Source organism: Bartonella sp. B23 (genome assembly GCF_053793815.1).
The window spans coordinates 457531-476631 of sequence record NZ_CP200033.1; the positions used below are offsets into that span (position 1 = coordinate 457531).

The 19101-nt window shown below is 39.9% G+C and carries 16 protein-coding genes and 4 tRNA genes; 18 read left to right on the top strand and 2 right to left on the bottom strand.

Annotation, left to right across the window (positions count from 1 at the left end):
• Window positions 1-188: 188 nt before the first annotated feature.
• Window positions 189-467 (top strand): HU family DNA-binding protein, encoded by a 279-nt coding sequence (locus tag V4B17_RS01915; RefSeq protein ID WP_074380782.1) that lies wholly within the window; start codon window positions 189-191, stop codon window positions 465-467.
• A 438-nt stretch (window positions 468-905) separates the two neighbouring features.
• Here V4B17_RS01915 and trmFO read toward each other — a convergent pair whose 3' ends face one another.
• On the bottom strand, window positions 906-2315 hold the full coding sequence (gene trmFO / locus V4B17_RS01920) for a methylenetetrahydrofolate--tRNA-(uracil(54)-C(5))-methyltransferase (FADH(2)-oxidizing) TrmFO (protein WP_455479826.1): 1410 nt from the start codon (window positions 2313-2315) through the stop codon (window positions 906-908).
• 168 nt (window positions 2316-2483) lie between these two features.
• On the opposite strand from trmFO, the gene V4B17_RS01925 reads away from it, so the two are divergent.
• The 6 genes from V4B17_RS01925 (at window position 2484) to V4B17_RS01950 (ending at window position 8188) form a co-directional block, all read left to right on the top strand.
• A tRNA-Leu gene (locus tag V4B17_RS01925) sits at window positions 2484-2566 on the top strand.
• Window positions 2567-2701: 135 nt separating this feature from the next.
• Window positions 2702-4129 carry a trigger factor gene (tig, locus tag V4B17_RS01930; RefSeq protein ID WP_455479827.1) on the top strand — a complete coding sequence of 476 codons (1428 nt, stop codon included), beginning with the start codon at window positions 2702-2704 and terminating at the stop codon, window positions 4127-4129.
• Between the two features lie 129 nt (window positions 4130-4258).
• Window positions 4259-5758 carry an Asp-tRNA(Asn)/Glu-tRNA(Gln) amidotransferase subunit GatB gene (gene gatB, locus V4B17_RS01935; protein ID WP_455479828.1) on the top strand — a complete coding sequence of 500 codons (1500 nt, stop codon included), beginning with the start codon at window positions 4259-4261 and terminating at the stop codon, window positions 5756-5758.
• 185 nt (window positions 5759-5943) lie between these two features.
• The gene (locus V4B17_RS01940) at window positions 5944-6342 is read left to right on the top strand and encodes an NADH:ubiquinone oxidoreductase subunit NDUFA12 (protein ID WP_455479829.1); all 399 of its coding nucleotides are present in this window, start codon (window positions 5944-5946) and stop codon (window positions 6340-6342) included.
• A gap of 77 nt (window positions 6343-6419) precedes the next feature.
• Window positions 6420-6854, top strand: coding sequence for a DUF2155 domain-containing protein (locus V4B17_RS01945; RefSeq protein ID WP_455480161.1), 435 nt, complete (start codon window positions 6420-6422; stop codon window positions 6852-6854).
• 593 nt (window positions 6855-7447) lie between these two features.
• A complete protein-coding gene (locus V4B17_RS01950; RefSeq protein ID WP_455479830.1) occupies window positions 7448-8188 on the top strand; it encodes a rhomboid family intramembrane serine protease in 741 nt (246 codons plus the stop codon).
• Here V4B17_RS01950 and V4B17_RS01955 read toward each other — a convergent pair.
• Complete coding sequence (locus tag V4B17_RS01955; protein WP_455479831.1) at window positions 8178-9008, bottom strand: TrmH family RNA methyltransferase; 831 nt, start codon at window positions 9006-9008, stop codon at window positions 8178-8180. The genes V4B17_RS01950 and V4B17_RS01955 overlap by 11 nt on opposite strands.
• A 207-nt stretch (window positions 9009-9215) precedes the next feature.
• Here V4B17_RS01955 and V4B17_RS01960 point away from each other — a divergent pair.
• The 11 genes from V4B17_RS01960 (at window position 9216) to rpoB (ending at window position 18928) form a co-directional block, all read left to right on the top strand.
• A tRNA-Tyr gene (locus tag V4B17_RS01960) sits at window positions 9216-9299 on the top strand.
• 25 nt (window positions 9300-9324) lie between these two features.
• Window positions 9325-9398 (top strand) — tRNA-Gly (locus V4B17_RS01965).
• A 177-nt stretch (window positions 9399-9575) separates the two neighbouring features.
• On the top strand, window positions 9576-10751 hold the full coding sequence (gene tuf, locus V4B17_RS01970) for an elongation factor Tu (protein WP_007551991.1): 1176 nt from the start codon (window positions 9576-9578) through the stop codon (window positions 10749-10751).
• A gap of 61 nt (window positions 10752-10812) precedes the next feature.
• A tRNA-Trp gene (locus V4B17_RS01975) sits at window positions 10813-10888 on the top strand.
• 210 nt (window positions 10889-11098) lie between these two features.
• Window positions 11099-11311, top strand: a complete 213-nt coding sequence (gene secE, locus V4B17_RS01980) for a preprotein translocase subunit SecE (protein ID WP_455479832.1) — start codon at window positions 11099-11101, stop codon at window positions 11309-11311.
• Window positions 11312-11331: 20 nt separating this feature from the next.
• On the top strand, window positions 11332-11862 hold the full coding sequence (nusG, locus tag V4B17_RS01985) for a transcription termination/antitermination protein NusG (RefSeq protein ID WP_455479833.1): 531 nt from the start codon (window positions 11332-11334) through the stop codon (window positions 11860-11862).
• A 147-nt stretch (window positions 11863-12009) separates the two neighbouring features.
• Complete coding sequence (rplK, locus tag V4B17_RS01990) at window positions 12010-12438, top strand: 50S ribosomal protein L11 (protein ID WP_455479834.1); 429 nt, start codon at window positions 12010-12012, stop codon at window positions 12436-12438.
• Between the two features lie 4 nt (window positions 12439-12442).
• Window positions 12443-13141, top strand: a complete 699-nt coding sequence (gene rplA, locus V4B17_RS01995; protein WP_455479835.1) for a 50S ribosomal protein L1 — start codon at window positions 12443-12445, stop codon at window positions 13139-13141.
• A 362-nt stretch (window positions 13142-13503) separates the two neighbouring features.
• Window positions 13504-14022 carry a 50S ribosomal protein L10 gene (rplJ, locus tag V4B17_RS02000; protein ID WP_455480162.1) on the top strand — a complete coding sequence of 173 codons (519 nt, stop codon included), beginning with the start codon at window positions 13504-13506 and terminating at the stop codon, window positions 14020-14022.
• A gap of 102 nt (window positions 14023-14124) precedes the next feature.
• Window positions 14125-14496, top strand: a complete 372-nt coding sequence (gene rplL / locus V4B17_RS02005) for a 50S ribosomal protein L7/L12 (protein ID WP_455479836.1) — start codon at window positions 14125-14127, stop codon at window positions 14494-14496.
• A gap of 283 nt (window positions 14497-14779) precedes the next feature.
• Entirely contained in the window at window positions 14780-18928 is a 4149-nt protein-coding gene (rpoB, locus tag V4B17_RS02010; protein WP_455479837.1) for a DNA-directed RNA polymerase subunit beta, read from the top strand.
• Window positions 18929-19101 lie beyond the last annotated feature (173 nt).

A 19101-nucleotide genomic window follows, 5' to 3' on the forward strand; every position in this document is an offset into this window, starting at 1 on the left:
GACATTTTTGTGGTTGTTTTTTATTTATTTTTTTTAAAAAAGCAAAAAATTCCGTGAATAACTGTGATTATTGCTAAAAAACAATGTTTTGGATGAAAATAAGACTTCTGTTTGTTGCACTTTTCAATAAACTATCGATGACACGGCTAAGTTGTGTTATCCGGTAATATAGGGAAAGGAAATGTTCCATGAATAAAAGTGAATTGGTTAGCTCTGTTGCTGAAAAAGCAGGTGTTTCGAAAGCGCAAGCTGGCTCTGTTGTCGATGCTTTTATAGCTTCTGTGACAGAAGCTTTGGCTTCAGGAGGAGATGTTCGTCTTCCAGGTTTTGGTTCTTTTGAAGTTTCTCATCGTGCTGCTACGAAGGGACGTAATCCTTCAACTGGGGCTGAAATTAATATTCCAGCGCGTTCTGTGCCCAAGTTTTCTGCAGGAAAAAGTTTGAAAGAAGCTGTTAATAAAAAATAATTTCAACTACGCTAAAAAAACCCGATTTATTTATAAACGGGTTTTTTTAGAAGTGTTCTGTAGATATTTTTCGCATGGATTTTGGTGGTGTGCGTTTTCTTTAAATATTTTCAGTGCTTTTAAAGTTTTGTGTGCATAAAATGACCAAAAATCCATTATTGCGAATGGTCTAATAGATATTCGATTCTTTTCGTTGCTGTGGTATGTCTCAACTGTTTCATATCTTAACTGATTGAAATGTATGTATTTTTTTGCAGTAGTGAAAATTTTTATGTATAGTAAAAAAGCTCTTTTAGGATTCTTACTCTGTTTAATAAATAATGAAACAAAGAGTGGTTTTTGTTTGTTGCAGTAGCTAATATCATAAAGAGGCTTTGGGGTAATTCTTGCACAAGAGGTATTTTGGTCTCTTGAATAGACCGAAGGTGAAGAGTGTATTTATAAGGAGCTATTTTGTTTTCTATCTGCTAACCACTGAATACAATCATTTAGAGCTATAGCAGCTATAGCTTGTTTTTTTGCTAATTTTTTTTCTTTGCTTGATAAGCGTTTTTTTGATTGATTGATAGAAGCAATAGGTGGAAAAAGTCCAAAATTGATATTCATTGGTTGAAAGGATTTCCTTTCTGTTTCTTTATCCACGATGTGTCCACCAGTGATATGGTTCAAAAGAGCGCCGAACGCTGTGGTTGGTGGCGGTAAGGAGGGGCGGTTATGATTGTATTCAGCGGCGGCGAAACGCCCAGCAAGAAGCCCTATTGCTGATGATTCTACATAACCCTCACATCCGGTAATCTGTCCCGCAAAACGCAGTTTTGGTCTTTGTTTTAAACGGAGAGTTTGATCGAGAATGATTGGTGAATTGAGATAGGTATTGCGGTGAAGTCCGCCAAGGCGAGCAAACTCCGCGTTCTCAAGACCGGGAATCATTCTAAAAACGCGAGTTTGTTCACTATATTTCAGTTTTGTTTGAAAACCAACCATGTTGTAAAGGGTTCCAAATTTATTGTCTTGGCGTAATTGGACGATGGCGTAGGCTTTAATTGCAGGATTATGGGCATTGGTTAATCCCATAGGTTTCATGGGTCCATACCTTAGGGTTTCAAGACCGCGCTCAGCCATAATTTCTATTGGTAAGCATCCATCAAAATAGGGTGTTTTTTCAAAATCGCGGAACTCTATTTTTTCTGCACTTTTCAACGCTTGAACAAATACCTCATACTGTTCTTTATTAAGGGGACAATTAAGATAATCCTTTCCTGTTCCTTCGGGGCCAATTTTATCATAGCGAGACTGATACCAACAGATATCCATATTAATACTATCTGTATATATAATAGGCGCAATAGCATCAAAAAAAGATAGCGCTTCTGTTCCAGTTATTGCTTGTATTTTTTCAGCAAGTGCTGGTGAAGTAAGGGGACCAGTTGCAATGATGATATGATGCCAATCCTCAGAAATCTCTTGAATCTCTTCGCGTTTTATAGTTATAAGGGGATGGTTCTCAAGTGCTGCTGTAACGGTTTTGGAAAATCCATCACGGTCAACGGCAAGAGCGCTTCCTGCTGGTACTTTGTTGGCATCTGCAGCCTTTATAATCAGCGATTTTGCCAATCGCATTTCGTTATGTAAAAGGCCTACGGCATTTGTTGATGCATCATCGGAACGGAATGAATTGGAACAGACCAGCTCTGCAAGCTTATCGGTTTTATGGGCATCAGATTTTTTTTGGGGTCGCATTTCATACAAAATAACGGGAATCCCTGATTGAGCAATTTGCCAGCTTGCTTCACTACCTGCAAGACCGCCGCCAACGATATGAATTGGAGTATTGAATGTATTTAACATAGGTTACTTTTAGCGGAATCAGTTCTGTATGAAAAGTGTAGATTTTGTTTTTATAATTTATTAATAATCATGTGTATTTTGGTTTTTAAATATATTTGTTTGCTTTTTTTCTTTAATTAATGGTATAGAGACGCCGCTTATGTGAGGTCACTTGGCTTGTAAGTTTGAGCGGATGTGGCGAAATTGGTAGACGCACCAGATTTAGGTTCTGGCGGGAGACCGTGGGGGTTCGAGTCCCTCCATCCGCACCAGAGGGATTCTTTGAGCACTACGGACTTCTATGTGTCTGGAATTCCGCTTCATGGTAATTTAACACTCAAGTGTTAGAATGTGGTTATTATCAGAGTGGGTTTATCCCTCTCCTCAGAGAAATGAAGGTTTTTTTAATGCAGGTTACCGAGACGCTTAATGAAGGACTGAAGCGCGAAATTAAGATCGTGGTTCCGGCGCGAGATTTAGAAGAAAAATTAAATGAACGGTTGGATGATACCAAGGATAAAATCAAGCTTAATGGCTTCCGTCCAGGTAGGGTGCCGATTGGATATCTACGAAAAATGTACGGCAAGTCTTTTATGGTAGAAATTATTAATGAGATTGTTAGTGATGCACCCCGTTCTGTTTTAGCGAACCGCAATGAGCGCTCAGCGTTGCAACCACAAATTGATATAGATGAAGATGAAAAAGTTCTGGATAGTAAAGCCGATTTTGTTTTCAGTTTAAAGTATGAAGTTTTGCCAAAATTTGAAATTAAAGACTTTGGACATATTGAAATTATCCGCGAAATTGCGGCTATTCCTGAACAAGAGATTGATGATCAAGTAAATCGGGTTCTTTCTTCTGCGCGTAATTATTCGCTAAAGGATGGTCTTTCTGAAGAAGGTGATCGTATTACAATAGATTATCTTGGTAAGCTTGAGGGTGTTCCATTTGAGGGTGGGACAGATAATGATGCGCAATTGATTCTTGGGTCAAAACAATTTATTCCTGGTTTTGAGGAGCAATTGGTTGGTGTAAAAGCGGGTGATAAAAAAACGATTTCTGTTAAATTTCCTGATAATTACAATGCAGTACATTTGGCCGGTAGGGATGCAGAATTTGATGTCATTGTTAAAGCCGTCTCTAAGCCGGACGAGCTAAAGATTGATGATGTAGCAGCGCAAAAAGTTGGTTTAGAATCTCTAGATCGCTTGCGCGAGGTTGTTCGTGGGCAGATTGAAAGTCAATATGGCTCAATGACTCGTCAGAAAATTAAGCGTCAAATTCTTGATGCTTTAGATGCTGATTATAATTTTGAGATTCCTGAAGGACTTTTAGAAATTGAATTTAACAATATTTGGGCTCAGGTTAATGATGATTTAAAAAAGGCTGGGCGCAGTTTCAAAGATGAAGACGTTACAGAAGAGCAAGCACGGGAGGAATATCGTGCACTTGCACAGCGTCGTGTTCGTCTTGGCTTGGTACTTTCTGAGATTGGCATGAAGGTTGGTGTTAAAGTAAGTGAAGACGAGCTGAAAGCAGCAGTTTTCGATCAGGTTCGCCAATATCCTGGACAAGAGAGAGAAATTATGGATTTTTTCCGTAATACTCCGGAAGCTGTCGCAAACTTACGTGCCCCAATTTTTGAAGAAAAAGTCATTGATTATTTGCTGACAAAGATAAAAGTTCTTGATAAGGAAGTAACAATTGAAGAGTTGATGAAAGAGTATAGCGAAACAGATTTAACAGAAAAAAAATCAGAGAAGAAGAAATCTGCAGTGAAGGAAAAAGCGGCAGAAAAAGTTCCAGCTAAGAAAAAGTTACCTAAAAAAGGTTAATATTTACTCGAAAAAAACAAGCTCGATAAAATCAGGCTTTTTATAAGATTTCTATTCTAGGCTTGCACTGAGAGTGGTTTTAGATTAGCCATACGTGTGTATTTAAAAAATATTGATAGTGGATTGGTAATGAGCATTGTTGATACGCGCACTCCTGATTCTAAGCGTTTCATTTCTGGAGTTACAGGTGATTGGGAAGTTATCATTGGTATGGAAGTTCATGCACAAATCATGTCCAATTCAAAACTTTTTTCAGGAGCTTCAACAAGGTTTGGTGCTGAGCCGAACAATCATGTGTCACTTATTGATGCAGCGATGCCTGGTATGTTACCTGTTCTTAATCAGGAATGTGTTCGTCAAGCAGTTCGAACGGGTTTGGGATTGAAGGCACAAATTAATCTGAAATCTGTTTTTGATCGCAAAAATTATTTTTATCCTGACTTACCGCAGGGTTATCAAATTTCTCAATTTTGCTCTCCGATCGTTGGAGAGGGGAAGGTTATTATATCTATTGGTCCAGATTCGAACGGCCAGTTTGAAGATGTTGAAATTGGGATCGAGCGGTTGCATCTTGAACAAGATGCAGGAAAATCAATGCACGATCAGCATCCAACAATGTCTTTTGTGGATCTTAATCGTGCTGGCGTCGCCCTTATGGAAATTGTTTCTAAACCGGATATGCGTTCAGTAGATGAAGCCAAGGCCTATATGGCAAAACTACGTATGATTGTTCGTTATTTGGGTAGCTGCGATGGCAATATGGATGAGGGATCTATGCGGGCAGATATTAACGTATCAGTTCGTCGCCCTGGTGAAAATTTTGGAACGCGTTGTGAGATTAAAAATGTGAATTCTATTCGCTTTATTGGTCAAGCAATTGAATATGAGGCGCGTCGTCAGATTGCAATTTTAGAAGATGGTGGTTTTATAGATCAGGAAACGCGGCTTTTTGATGCTGCTAAAGGTGAGACTCGGTCTATGCGCTCAAAGGAAGATGCGCATGACTATCGTTATTTTCCTGATCCAGATCTTTTGCCATTGGAATTTGATCAAGCATTTGTTGATGCGTTAGCGGCTGAATTACCTGAATTGCCTGATGATATAAAGATACGTTTTGTCAAGGATATGGGGTTGACGGTATATGATGCTTCTATTCTTGTGACGGAAAGAGCCATTGCTGATTATTTTGAAAAAGTAGCACACGGGCGTGATGCAAAAACCGTTGCCAATTGGGTAATTAATGATCTTTTGGGTGCTTTAAATAAAGATAATCGTGAGATTGAAGAGACACCAGTATCACCGGATCAATTAGGGAGCATTATTGATCTTATAAAAGAAGGAACAATTTCTGGAAAAATTGCTAAAGATCTGTTTGAGATTGTTTGGAATGAAGGGGGAGATCCACGTCAGATTGTAGAAGAACGCAATATGAAGCAAGTAACAGATACAAAGGCTATTGAGAAAGCTGTTGATGAAATTATTGCTAATAATTCTGATAAAGCTGCGCAAGCAAAACAAAAGTATGCTTTGAGTGGTTGGTTTGTTGGTCAGGTAATGAAAGTGACGGGTGGTAAGGCAAACCCTCAAATTGTTAATCAATTAGTTAAGATAAAACTTGGGATAGATTGAGTTTTATGAAGTAGAGTAAAGTTCATGAATACGATATTTCTTAATTGAGGAATATAACTGAACTTATCAAATGGTGACATGATTCGTCTTTGCTGATGGAGTCTTGTTTTTGGTAATTTCAAGTATCACGACAAATTTATTCCAATGATTGGTTTCATGAACATACTGAAGAAATGGAATAAGAGATGGCTGGTTTTTTTAAGCAAGTCTTTACGTGGTGGAATGGTAATACCATTAATACGCGCTTTTTTACTTGGCGTAAAGGCAATCGTGTAGGGGAGGATCAGTTTGGGAATGTTTATTATGAGGGAGGCACTCATAAAGATGGTTATCCGCGCCGTTGGGTGATTTATAAAGATTATTCTGAAGCTTCCACTATTCCTCCAGGTTGGCATGGTTGGATCCATCATCGTTGTGATAGTCCACCGACGCAGGAGAATTATAAACCGTATGAGTGGGAGAAGCCTCACGTTGCCAATATGACAGGAACGAGCGATGCTTATCGTCCAAAAGGGGCTATTTCTTACAGTGGTGAGCATCCTTGTGTGCATGAAGATTATGATGCGTGGTCGCCTAAAAAATAAGATGCTTTGATGCGTGTGTTATTTCTTATTTTCACTATTTTACAAATAGAATTTTTAGATGTGATTGATTTGATGTGATGAGAGTTTTTTTACTGTTGGGATTGAGGCGTTTTTTTTGTCTTTGTTTCGTAGAAGTTATAGTATTTTTGTCCTCAGTTGTTGGAGTACAGGCTGAGCGTGTGAGCAACGGAATTGCTGTTTTTTCTGGTCTTGATAAAATTACTGGACGGATGATGCGTTTTGAAGTTTCTCTTGGTGAAGTTTATCAATATGGTGCTTTACAGGTATCGCCGCGCGCGTGTTATACAAGCTCCAAGGATGAACCAACGCGTACAACCGGTTTCATTGAAGTTAATGAGATTACATTGGATAAAAAGGTACGGCGTATTTTCACAGGGTGGATGTTTGCAGATAGTCCTGGCTTGAATGCTGTAGAGCATCCTATTTATGATGTGTGGTTAAAAGACTGCAAACAGAACAAACAAAATTCTCAGAGTCAACTTCTACAGTAATTTTTTATAAATGACGTATTGAGATCAAAATGTCCTTTTTATTTATTTTATAATTTTCCCCTAAATAGCTAAAGGCAGCTTTTAAAACGAGATAGCTAGATGTAGAAAAGGGGGCGGTGATATTTTTATTTGCATATTTTAAAATCATATTTTTTGTTGTACACTTACGGCGATTTTTGCAAAAGTGCTCAATGTTAGATTACTAAATTATAAAGCACTATCGTTCTACAGAGAAAGCGCAAATCAATTTATGGGATTTCTTTTTACAGTCTCTGATTCTATCTTTTCTAATTGAGAAGTATACTAAACAGATTAACAATCAAAATTGTACTCTCTATGCAATAGAAACCTTGACGAACTGAATCATTTTAATTTAGCTCTATTATAGTGTAGTAATTTTGTGGACGATATTCTAAACATTCATCTTCTAAAATATTTCGTATAAAATACAGGTGTTTTCATGTAGAGACATTTGAAGTTTAGGAGCACCAACTAAATGAATTTAAGTTAAAAGATTATTTTTTATCAATAGGTTATATATTTGTTTTGCACAAAGAGCTATGAGTTTATCAAAGAGTGTGAGATTTTATACAATGAAAGATACCAATTACCACCATAATGATGTATCGTCTTTTTCCAAACAACCTCTAAAACCATTATTGAATGTTCCATTTATTATAGTTATTTTGATAGCGGTTTGTTTTGGTATTTATTTGATTCCTCAGTATTTTTTTTCTTCTCGATTTTCTATTGAAAGCCTTGATTTTTTTTCATTTACACCCGTGTTATTTAAGGTTGAACCCTTAGCATTTTGTCATACGATGATCAGTTATTCATTTATGCATAGCAGTTTTCAACATGTTGTTGTTAACATGGCTTGGCTTTTGGTTTTTGGGTCTGCTTTAGTAAGACATCTAGGTAATTTTCGCTTTTTAATGTTTTGGATATTAACGGCAATTATAGCTGTGTTGACTTATTTTGTATTTCACCAAAACAGTGCGATATCGCTTGTTGGTGCGTCAGGCGCGGTGTGTGGAATGGTGGGTGCTATTGCACGCTATAGTTTTCCTCGAAGCTATTTGACAGGCAGTACGCAAAATGAAAGATTCCTAGGTTCTTTATTGTCTATCAAAAAATCACTGCGTTCGAGGGATGTACTCGTTTTTGTAAGTGTATGGCTGGGTGTTGATTTTATCATAGGAATTTCTTCTTTTTTCTTTAGAGAAGATGGTGTTTCAATTGCATGGGAAGCCCATATTGGTGGCTTTTTTTCAGGTTTTTTATTGATTGGTTTTTTTGATATTTCACGGAAAAAATTAAACACTATGATCTAAGATATTGGTGAGTAGCATAAAGTGCTATTGTTGCTGCGTTTGAAACATTTAATGATTTAATATTTCCTGGCATATCAAGGCGCGCTAATGCGCAAACGGTTTCGCGTGTTTTTTTACGTAAACCTTTCCCTTCTGCTCCTAAAACAAGAGCAATTTTATTTCCTGTTAAAGCAGTTTCTAGAGGATATACACCTTCTGAATCGAGTCCAAAACTCATAAAACCTGCTTCATGAAGCTCTTGAAGTGCTTCGGCGAGGTTTCTTACAGTGATATAATTAATCAGCTCTAAAGCTCCGGATGCGGCCTTAGCAAGAACTCCGCTTTCTTGGGGTGAGTGGCGATAAGTGGTGATAAGGGCTCCAGCTTTAAATGCAACTGCAGAGCGCATAATAGCGCCGACATTATGGGGATCAGTAATTTGATCCATTACGATGACAAGATCGGTATTCGTTAGTTCAGACAATTGGCACGGCTTGAGAGGGGCAGTTTCCATAACAGCACCTTGATGAACTGCATCACTTCCGACAAGTGCATCGAGTTGTTTGGGGGAGCATAGTGTAACAGGACAAGGTAAATCTGATTCGGATATATTTAATCGTTTTAAGGCATTTTGTGTAACATAGAGACAACCCAAAATTCTTTTTTTGTTTTTTAAAGCAGCATGAACCGAATGGATACCGTAGAGATGAATTTTTCCTTGTGGTAAGGGAAGAGTAACCTTTTTCAGACGTGTGGCAGATCGTAAAGGGAAGCCTTTTGTATTGCGATATCGGCAGTGTAGACGAGTATAACGAGAATTTTTTGATATTTTTTCTTTCATAACCTCTTTATAGCGTGTAAATAGCAAAAATAGATAGAAAAAATCTGTGATTTAAAATTATTAGCAGGAAATTTGTACAGAATCATATTTATCCTGTTGACAGATACGATGGTAACCGTCATAACCGCTTCGCAGCCAGTTTGAATTGAATGGGTGATAAAGTTTTGGTTGTCGTGATGCCTCGTATCACAACTTTGCCGATGTAATGGAGGGGTGCCCGAGTGGTTAAAGGGGGCGGACTGTAAATCCGTTGCGTATGCTACGTTGGTTCGAATCCAACCCCCTCCACCATTCATCGGAGGAGATTTAGTACGTTGCGGGTATAGCTCAATGGTAGAGCAGCAGCCTTCCAAGCTGAATATGCGGGTTCGATTCCCGCTACCCGCTCCAAGCATTTGTTGTTGATCGGGCGAGAGAGTATAATGGGAGATTTTTTCATATTTTGCAGATTTCTCCGTCTGGTGGTTGTAGTGGTCGAGCTGATTTGGCAGTCTAATTTGGTTTCAGTCCTGCAGGACTATTTTTGGGTGCTAATAAACAAAAAAACAAAACAAGAGATTAATAGCGATGGCAAAGAGCAAATTTGAACGTACGAAGCCGCATGTTAATATTGGTACGATTGGTCATGTTGATCATGGAAAGACGTCATTGACGGCAGCGATTACGAAGTATTTTGGTGAATTTAAAGCATATGACCAAATTGATGCTGCGCCAGAAGAAAGAGCACGTGGGATTACGATTTCTACAGCACATGTTGAGTATGAAACAGAGAAAAGGCACTATGCACATGTTGATTGCCCGGGTCACGCAGATTATGTGAAAAATATGATTACGGGTGCAGCACAGATGGATGGTGCAATTTTGGTTGTTTCAGCGGCAGATGGTCCGATGCCTCAGACGCGTGAACATATTCTTTTAGCACGTCAGGTTGGTGTTCCAGCGATTGTAGTTTTTCTCAACAAGGTTGATCAGGTTGATGATGCGGAACTTTTGGAGCTTGTTGAGCTTGAGGTGCGTGAGTTATTATCAAAATACGATTTCCCAGGAGATGATATACCGGTAGTTAAAGGTTCAGCATTGGCAGCTCTTGAAGATAAGGACAAAAGCATTGGTGAAGATGCGGTTCGTCTCTTGATGAGTGAAGTTGATAATTATATCCCAACACCGGAGCGTCCTGTTGATCAGCCGTTTTTGATGCCGATAGAGGATGTTTTTTCGATATCTGGTCGTGGAACTGTTGTTACTGGTCGTGTTGAGCGTGGTGTCATTAAAGTTGGCGAAGAAATCGAGATTATTGGTATTCGCCCTACTTCTAAAACGACAGTTACAGGTGTTGAAATGTTTCGCAAGCTTTTAGATCAAGGTCAAGCTGGTGATAATATTGGTGCGTTGCTTCGTGGAGTTGATCGTGAAGGGATTGAGCGTGGACAGGTTTTGGCGAAACCTGGTTCAGTTACGCCTCATACACGATTTAAAGCAGAGGCTTACATTTTAACGAAAGATGAAGGTGGTCGTCATACTCCATTTTTCACGAACTATCGTCCACAGTTTTACTTCCGTACGACGGATGTGACGGGGATAGTGACGCTTCCAGAAGGAACAGAGATGGTAATGCCTGGTGATAATGTTGCGATGGATGTTTCTTTGATTGTTCCAATTGCCATGGAAGAGAAGCTTCGTTTTGCTATTCGTGAAGGTGGTCGTACTGTTGGTGCCGGTATCGTTTCTAAAATCATTGAATAAAGAGGCTTATTGAAAGCGTCTTTGTTATTAAGAGGCGTTTTGCGTGACAGGGAAATAAAATAGGGGTATAGCTCAGTTGGTAGAGCGGCGGTCTCCAAAACCGCAGGTCGCGGGTTCAAGCCCTGCTGCCCCTGCCAAAGGGCAATAGCATTTTAGCTGTGAGAAGGTAGTTTTTTAATTGCCTTCTTCGCTTTTTTTTGTGTAGGGCTTGTTTTTTTGTGCGTGAATCGGTATTGAGTAGAAAATGAGGAAGTTGCATAAAGTTTGAGATTGGCTTTTCGCATTTTTGTCGTTTTTGTTTTATCGCATGAAACATAACTAAGGTTAGAAAGGATATAGTGTGACTGATGGCATCTAAAACAAATCCAATAACCTTTTTAAAGCAGGTCTATGCAGAAACAGTTAAGGTGAAGTGGCCTACGCGTCGCGAGACGGTGATTTCGACTATTATGGTTTTGTTAGTAACCGCATTGGCTTCAGTTTTCTTTTTTGTTGTGGATCAGGTTGTGCATTTTGGTGTTTGGCGGGGTATTGATCTTCTAAAGTATCTTTTTAGTTGAGAATGCAAGGAAGTGTGACTGTGGCTGCTCGTTGGTATATTGTTCAAGCATATTCGAATTTTGAAAAAAAAGTAGCAGAAGCTATTGCCAAGGAGGCAAAACAAAAAGGACTCGATCATCTGTTTGAGAAGATTTTTGTTCCCACGGAGCGTGTTGTGGAGGTTCGTCGTGGGCGTAAAGTTGATACTGAGCGAAAGTTTTTTCCCGGTTATGTCCTTGTTTGTGCTGAATTAACAGATGATGTTTATCATCTCATTAAGAATACCCCTAAAGTGACGGGATTTTTAGGGTCAGATGCACGTCCCGTTCCCATTTCTGATCGAGAGGTTGAGCAAATTCTGAAACAAGTTCAGGAGGGAGTTGAGTCTCCGAAATCTTCTATATTGTTTGAGGTTGGAGAGCAGGTTCGTGTTGCCGATGGGCCTTTTATTTCGTTTAATGGAATTGTTCAAGAGGTTGAAGAGGAGCGCTCTCGTCTTAAGGTTGAGGTGTTGATTTTTGGGCGTCCTACGCCTGTTGAATTAGAGTTTGGTCAGGTTGAAAAACTCTGACGAGCTTAGGGTGATTTCAATCACTTTTGGTAGCTGGTGGGAGGTGAATTGTGGCTTTTGTCGGCTTGAGGATCCGAACCACTTAACTGCAGAAGGTAGAAGGCAAGAGAGCTTGTCGTATCTCAGTAAAATTGAAGGCAGATTATTATGGCAAAAAAAAGTATAGGTCAGCTCAAGTTGCAGGTTCCTGCAGGAGCAGCTACTCCGTCTCCACCGATTGGTCCTGCTCTCGGTCAACGTGGTATTAATATCATGGAATTTTGTAAGGCATTTAATGCGGCTACACAGGAAATGGAGAAGGGAGCACCGATTCCAGTAGTTATTACGTATTACCAGGATAAGTCTTTCACATTTTCTTTAAAGACACCTCCTGTATCATTTTTCTTGAAGAAGGAAGCAAATTTGAAGTCTGGCTCGAAAGAGCCTGGTAAAGTGTCTGTAGGGAGTATCTCTCGCGATAAGATTCGTTCAATTGCACAAGAAAAAATGAAGGACCTTAATGCAAATGATATTGATTCGGCGATGCGTATGGTTGAGGGTTCTGCTCGCTCTATGGGCTTGGAAGTGGTGGGCTAATGTTATGGCAAAAGTAGCAAAGAGAATAAAAAATATTCGTAAAGATGTTAATTTTAATGAGCTTTACGCTTTAGAAGATGCTGTTTTGATGGTTAGAGAGCGTGCAGTTGCTAAATTTGATGAAACGATAGAGATTTCGATGAACTTAGGTGTTGATCCTCGTCATGCAGATCAAATGGTTCGAGGTGTTGCTCATTTGCCCAATGGAACTGGGCGTAAAGTTCGTGTTGCTGTTTTTGCACGTGGTGATAAAGCTGAAGAAGCTAAGGCTTCTGGTGCAGATGTTGTGGGGGCTGAAGATTTGTTTGAGAGTATTAATGGTGGAAAGATTGATTTCGATCGTTGTATTGCAACACCTGATATGATGCCTCTTGTTGGTCGTCTTGGTAAAATTCTTGGCCCACGGAGTTTGATGCCAAATCCAAAAGTTGGTACTGTAACGCTTGATGTTGCCAGTGCTGTAAGAGATTCTAAGGGCGGTGCTGTTGAATTTCGCGTTGAAAAAGCCGGGATTGTACATGCCGGTATCGGTAAGGCCTCTTTTGGGGTTGAGAAGATAGTGGAAAATATTAAAGCCTTTGCGAGTGCTGTTATTAAAGCTAAGCCACAAAGTGCAAAGGGTGAATATGTTAAGCGTGTTGCAGTTTCTTCGACTATGGGGATTGGGATTAAAGTTGATCCTGCAACTGTTCGTTCAGAGTAGGTTTAAATAGATTTGTAATTTTGTTTTGGGGTATGTGAGTAGCGAGATTATGTTTAGAATGTCGGTTCTTATCGGCATTGAGCTATCTAAGTTTTATCGAGCTTAGATTATACCGGAAGAAATTCCGGAATATCCTGTCCGAGATTGTGGGCGATACTTTAAGTGTCTTAATCGAAAAAGCCCACATGAGACTGGGGTAAAAACTGAGAGTTAAAAGACTTAAAGGGTTTGAGCCAAGGCTGCCTTTGATCGTTATGCGTGAAAAAGGGGACAGGATCCTCATCGATAGCATGGAGTATTTTATGTTATCAAAGGTAACCAGCAGGTTTGCTTCAAGTAAATCTGTTAAATGGAGAGAGACAGTGAATAGAGCGGAAAAACGCGAGTTTGTTACATGGCTTAATGAGGCTTTTCGAAAGTCTGGTTCTGTTGTTGTTGCACATTATTCTGGTCTGACAGTTTCGCAGATGAACGATCTTCGTTCGAAAATGGGTGGAGCTGGCGGTGCCGTTAAAGTCGCCAAAAACCGTCTTGCTAAAATCGCTCTTCAGGGCACGGAATCTGAATCGATGGTGAATTTGTTTACTGGGCAAACACTTATTGCTTATTCAGAAGATCCAATTACAGCACCGAAAGTTGCTGTTGATTTTGCAAAAACCAATGACAAATTTGTTATCCTTGGTGGTTCGATGGGTGCAACAAGTTTGAGTGTAGAAGCTGTGAAGTCATTGGCTTCATTGCCTTCATTGAACGAGTTGCGAGCAAAACTTGTGGGTATGACTTCTACTCCTGCAACCCGTATCGCACAGGTTATTAATGCACCTGCTGGTCAGGTTGCGCGTGTCATTGGAGCATATGCTCAGGAGGATAAGGCGGCTTAAGGCTGTTTTGTATTTATGTTTATGGAAGAGTTTTGGTGCTTTTCTGTTTTTTGAATAAGTTTTAAATAATGGTTCAAATCTTTTAATTGAAGGAATTTAAAAATGGCTGATCTAGCGAAGATCGTAGAAGACCTTTCTAATCTAACTGTTTTGGAAGCTGCTGAGCTTTCTAAGTTACTTGAAGAAAAATGGGGTGTTTCGGCTGCTGCTCCTGTAGCTGTAGCTGCTGTTGCCGGTGCTGTTGCTCCAGTTGTTGAAGAAAAAACAGAATTTGATGTTGTTCTTGTTGAGGGTGGTGCGCAAAAAATTAATGTCATTAAGGAAGTTCGTGCTCTTACTGGACTTGGTCTTAAAGAAGCTAAAGATCTGGTTGAGGGAGCTCCTAAGCCTATTAAAGAGGGTGCTTCTAAAGATGAAGCAGAGAAAATTAAATCTCAACTTGAAGCTGCTGGTGCTAAAGTTGAGCTTAAGTAGATTTTATTTTATCGGCGGGCATTTATGTCCGTCGATTTCCTTTCTCGTGAAAAGAAGGGAGATGATTAATGATAACCTATTTCTCAATAGTTGAATAAATGGGTGCAGGTTTTACTTTTAGTTCCTTTATCATAGAGCCCAATAGGAAGATGGTTTGTGTTAATGGGGCAAATTGACGATATCCATTATCGGGTATCAGGTGAACTGATCTGCATGTGCAGGTTAATGACATAAAGCTTTCAAGGTTTAGTCTACCTTGAAGAGTAAAAATCAAGGAGCGACGATGGCTCAGACTCTAGCGATGATGTCTCAATTCAATGGTCGTAAGCGCGTACGCAAATTTTTTGGTAAGATTCCTGAGGTGGCAGAAATGCCGAATCTTATTGAAGTTCAAAAAGCGTCATACGATCAGTTTCTCATGGTTGAGGAACCGAAAGGTGGACGACCAGATGAAGGTTTGCAGGCTGTTTTTAAATCGGTATTTCCTATTTCGGATTTTTCCGGTACAGCTATGCTTGAGTTTGTTGGTTATGAATTTGATTTACCAAAATTTGATGTTGAAGAATGCCGTCAGCGTGATTTGACCTATGCTGCGCCATTAAAGGTAATATTACGTTTAATTGTTTTTGATATTGATGAAGATACGGGATCAAAAGATATCAAAGATATTAAAGAACAAGGCGTTTATATGGGCGATATGCCTTTGATGACGACGAATGGTACTTTTATCGTTAATGGTACGGAGCGTGTTATTGTTTCACAGATGCATCGCTCTCCTGGTGTATTTTTTGATCATGATAAAGGAAAGTCGCATTCATCGGGAAAGTTTCTTTTTGCTGCTCGTATTATTCCTTATCGCGGTTCTTGGCTTGATATTGAGTTTGATGCTAAGGACATCATTTATGCTCGTATTGATCGGCGACGCAAGATTCCTGTTACGAGTCTTTTGATGGCGTTGGGTATGGATGCATCAGACATTTTGTCGATGTTTTACAATAAAGTGACTTATGAGCGAGATGGAGATGGGTGGCGTATTCCTTATTCGGTTGATCGCTTTAAGGGTATGAAGCTTGTTTCTGACCTTGTAGATGCGGACAGTGGTGAAGTTGTTGCTGAGGCTGGTAAAAAGCTGACGCTTCGTGCTGCAAAATCTTTAGCTGAGAAAGGTCTCAAGGCGGTTAAGGTTAGTGAAGACGATTTATTAGGGTGTTATTTAGCGGAAGACATAGTTAATTATCAGACAGGTGAGGTTTATCTTGAAGCTGGTGATGAGATTGACGAAAAAATATTGAAGATTTTGTTTGATGTTAATGCGGATCAAATCAATATCCTTGATATTGATCACATGAATGTTGGAGCATATATCCGTAATACTTTGAAAGTGGATAAAAACGAAAGTCGGCAGGATGCATTGTTTGATATTTATCGGGTTATGCGTCCAGGTGAGCCGCCAACAATGGATACAGCGGAAGCTATGTTTCATTCATTGTTTTTTGATCCAGAACGTTATGATCTTTCGGCTGTAGGGCGTGTTAAGATGAATTTGCGTATGGATCTTGATTGTCCAGACACGGTTCGCATCTTGCGTCAAGAAGATATTCTTGCTGTTGTTAAGATGTTGGTTGAATTGCGCGATGGTCGTGGTGAAATTGATGACATTGATAATCTTGGCAATCGTCGCGTTCGTTCAGTTGGGGAGTTGATGGAAAATCAGTATCGCATTGGTTTACTCCGTATGGAGCGTGCAATAAAAGAACGTATGTCGTCGGTTGAAATCGACACAGTTATGCCACAAGATTTAATTAATGCAAAGCCCGCTGCAGCAGCGGTTCGCGAGTTTTTTGGATCTTCACAATTATCGCAGTTTATGGATCAAACAAATCCATTGTCAGAAATTACCCATAAGCGCCGTCTTTCTGCCCTTGGTCCAGGCGGTTTGACACGCGAACGTGCAGGTTTTGAGGTTCGTGACGTACATCCTACGCATTATGGTCGTATTTGTCCGATTGAAACGCCAGAAGGTCCTAATATTGGTTTAATTAATTCTTTAGCGACGTTTGCGCGGGTTAATAAATATGGTTTTATTGAAAGTCCATATCGCAAAATTATCGATGGTAAAGTGACGACAGAAGTTATCTATCTATCTGCTATGGAAGAATCAAAGCATTATGTGGCTCAAGCAAATTCTTCATTGGATGCTGAAGGTCGCTTTACGGAAGAGTTTGTTGTTTGTCGTCATGCAGGTGAAGTTTTGATGGCATCACGCGATCATGTGGATTTGATGGATGTTTCACCAAAGCAGCTGGTTTCTGTAGCAGCAGCTCTTATTCCATTTTTGGAAAATGATGATGCGAATCGTGCTTTGATGGGATCGAATATGCAACGTCAGGCGGTTCCACTTGTACGTGCTGAAGCACCATTTGTTGGTACGGGAATGGAACCAGTTGTTGCTCGTGATTCGGGTGCAGCCGTTAGTGCAAAGCGTGGTGGTATTGTTGATCAGGTTGATGCAACTCGTATTGTGATTCGTGCGACAGAGGATTTGGATCCTTCAAAGTCTGGTGTTGATATTTATCGTTTGCAAAAATTTCAGCGTTCCAATCAGTCTACTTGTATAAATCAGCGTCCCCTTGTTCATGTAGGGGATCGGATAGAGAAGGGTGATATTATTGCGGATGGCCCATCTACAGATCTTGGTGATTTAGCTCTTGGGCGAAATGTTCTTGTGGCATTTATGCCTTGGAATGGGTACAATTACGAAGATTCCATTTTGTTATCCGAGCGTATTGTTGCTGATGATGTTTTTACCTCAATTCATATTGAAGAATTTGAAGTAGCAGCACGTGATACAAAGCTTGGTCCAGAAGAAATTACGCGCGATATTCCTAACGTTGCGGAAGAAGCGTTAAGAAATCTTGATGAAGCTGGTATTATCTATATTGGTGCTGAAGTTCAGCCTGGTGATATTTTGGTTGGAAAAATTACACCAAAAGGTGAAAGTCCCATGACTCCAGAAGAAAAGCTTCTACGTGCTATTTTTGGAGAAAAAGCTTCAGATGTTCGTGACACTTCTATGCGAATGCCTCCTGGAACTTTTGGGACTGTTGTTGAAGTTCGTGTTTTTAACCGCCACGGTGTGGAAAAAGATGAACGTGCAATGGCAATTGAACGTGAGGAAATTGAGCGTTTAGCTAAAGATCGTGATGATGAACAGTCGATTCTCGATCGCAATGTTTATGCGCGTCTTGCTGATATGTTGATAGGTAAGGTTGCTGTAGAAGGTCCAAAAGGCTTTTCAGGTAGTAAGGAGCTTGACAATACGGTGATGGCTCATTATCCGCGTTCACAATGGTGGCAATTTGCCGTTGAAGATGAAAAACTTCAAAGCGAAATTGAAGCTTTGCGTAAGCAATATGATGAATCAAAAGAAGCATTACAACGTCGCTTTATGGATAAAGTTGAGAAGGTTCAAAGAGGCGATGAAATGCCTCCTGGTGTCATGAAAATGGTAAAGGTTTTTGTGGCTGTAAAACGCAAAATCCAACCGGGTGACAAAATGGCAGGACGTCATGGTAATAAGGGGGTCGTATCACGTATTCTTCCTGTAGAAGATATGCCGTTTCTCGAAGACGGAACCCACGCTGATATCGTTTTGAATCCGCTTGGTGTGCCTAGCCGTATGAATGTTGGTCAAATTCTTGAGACACATCTTGGTTGGGCGTGTGCTGGTATGGGAAAGAAGATTGGCGATTTGATAGAGTTATATCAGGAGACCGGGGATATTCTTCCTTTGCGTCAACGTATCGAGAATCTAATGCCTGATAATGACCATAATGAACCAGTACGTCAATATGATAATGAAAGCCTTTATAAGTTGGCACTGCAGATGAAGAAAGGCGTTTCAATCGCAACACCTGTTTTTGATGGAGCACATGAATCCGATATCAACATGATGTTGGAAGATGCAGGGCTAGACAGCTCGGGGCAGGTTACACTTTATGATGGTCGTACCGGAGAGCCTTTTGATCGTCCGGTGACAGTTGGATACATTTATATGTTGAAATTGCATCACCTTGTTGATGATAAGATTCATGCGCGTTCGATTGGACCATATTCGCTTGTTACTCAGCAGCCATTAGGTGGTAAAGCTCAATTTGGTGGCCAGCGTTTTGGTGAAATGGAAGTTTGGGCGCTTGAAGCTTATGGTGCTGCATACACTTTGCAGGAAATGTTGACCGTAAAATCAGATGATGTGGCTGGTCGAACAAAAGTCTATGAGGCAATTGTGCGTGGTGATGATACATTTGAGGCGGGTATACCCGAGAGCTTTAATGTGTTGGTAAAAGAAATGCGCTCACTTGCTCTTAATGTAGAACTTGATGATGCGCGCGAGCTTATTGCACAGCGGACATTATCTGATACAGCAGAATAATAATTTGAGAAGAGCGCACTGTAAAGAGTGCACTCTAATTGTCTAGAGAGGCTAAATAAAAGATTTTTATTAAGGTAGCGCAGACAGTTTAAAAGGTAAAAACGGGTTTTAGATAAAATCTGTGATGAAATTAATGAGATGTAATAACGGGTTATAAGAATCTTTGAAGGAGA

Excerpts from the sequence above, each read along its gene's own strand:
- tig (WP_455479827.1), top strand. The coding sequence starts at position 2,702 with ATGCAGGTTACCGAGACGCTTAATGAAGGACTGAAGCGCGAAATTAAG.
- rplA (WP_455479835.1), top strand. The coding sequence starts at position 12,443 with ATGGCAAAAGTAGCAAAGAGAATAAAAAATATTCGTAAAGATGTTAAT.
- V4B17_RS01955 (WP_455479831.1), bottom strand. The coding sequence starts at position 9,008 with ATGAAAGAAAAAATATCAAAAAATTCTCGTTATACTCGTCTACACTGC.
- trmFO (WP_455479826.1), bottom strand. The coding sequence starts at position 2,315 with ATGTTAAATACATTCAATACTCCAATTCATATCGTTGGCGGCGGTCTT.
- V4B17_RS01950 (WP_455479830.1), top strand. The coding sequence starts at position 7,448 with ATGAAAGATACCAATTACCACCATAATGATGTATCGTCTTTTTCCAAA.
- V4B17_RS01945 (WP_455480161.1), top strand. The coding sequence starts at position 6,420 with ATGAGAGTTTTTTTACTGTTGGGATTGAGGCGTTTTTTTTGTCTTTGT.
- rplL (WP_455479836.1), top strand. The coding sequence starts at position 14,125 with ATGGCTGATCTAGCGAAGATCGTAGAAGACCTTTCTAATCTAACTGTT.
- rpoB (WP_455479837.1), top strand. The coding sequence starts at position 14,780 with ATGGCTCAGACTCTAGCGATGATGTCTCAATTCAATGGTCGTAAGCGC.
- V4B17_RS01915 (WP_074380782.1), top strand. The coding sequence starts at position 189 with ATGAATAAAAGTGAATTGGTTAGCTCTGTTGCTGAAAAAGCAGGTGTT.
- V4B17_RS01940 (WP_455479829.1), top strand. The coding sequence starts at position 5,944 with ATGGCTGGTTTTTTTAAGCAAGTCTTTACGTGGTGGAATGGTAATACC.
- gatB (WP_455479828.1), top strand. The coding sequence starts at position 4,259 with ATGAGCATTGTTGATACGCGCACTCCTGATTCTAAGCGTTTCATTTCT.
- secE (WP_455479832.1), top strand. The coding sequence starts at position 11,099 with ATGGCATCTAAAACAAATCCAATAACCTTTTTAAAGCAGGTCTATGCA.
- tuf (WP_007551991.1), top strand. The coding sequence starts at position 9,576 with ATGGCAAAGAGCAAATTTGAACGTACGAAGCCGCATGTTAATATTGGT.
- rplK (WP_455479834.1), top strand. The coding sequence starts at position 12,010 with ATGGCAAAAAAAAGTATAGGTCAGCTCAAGTTGCAGGTTCCTGCAGGA.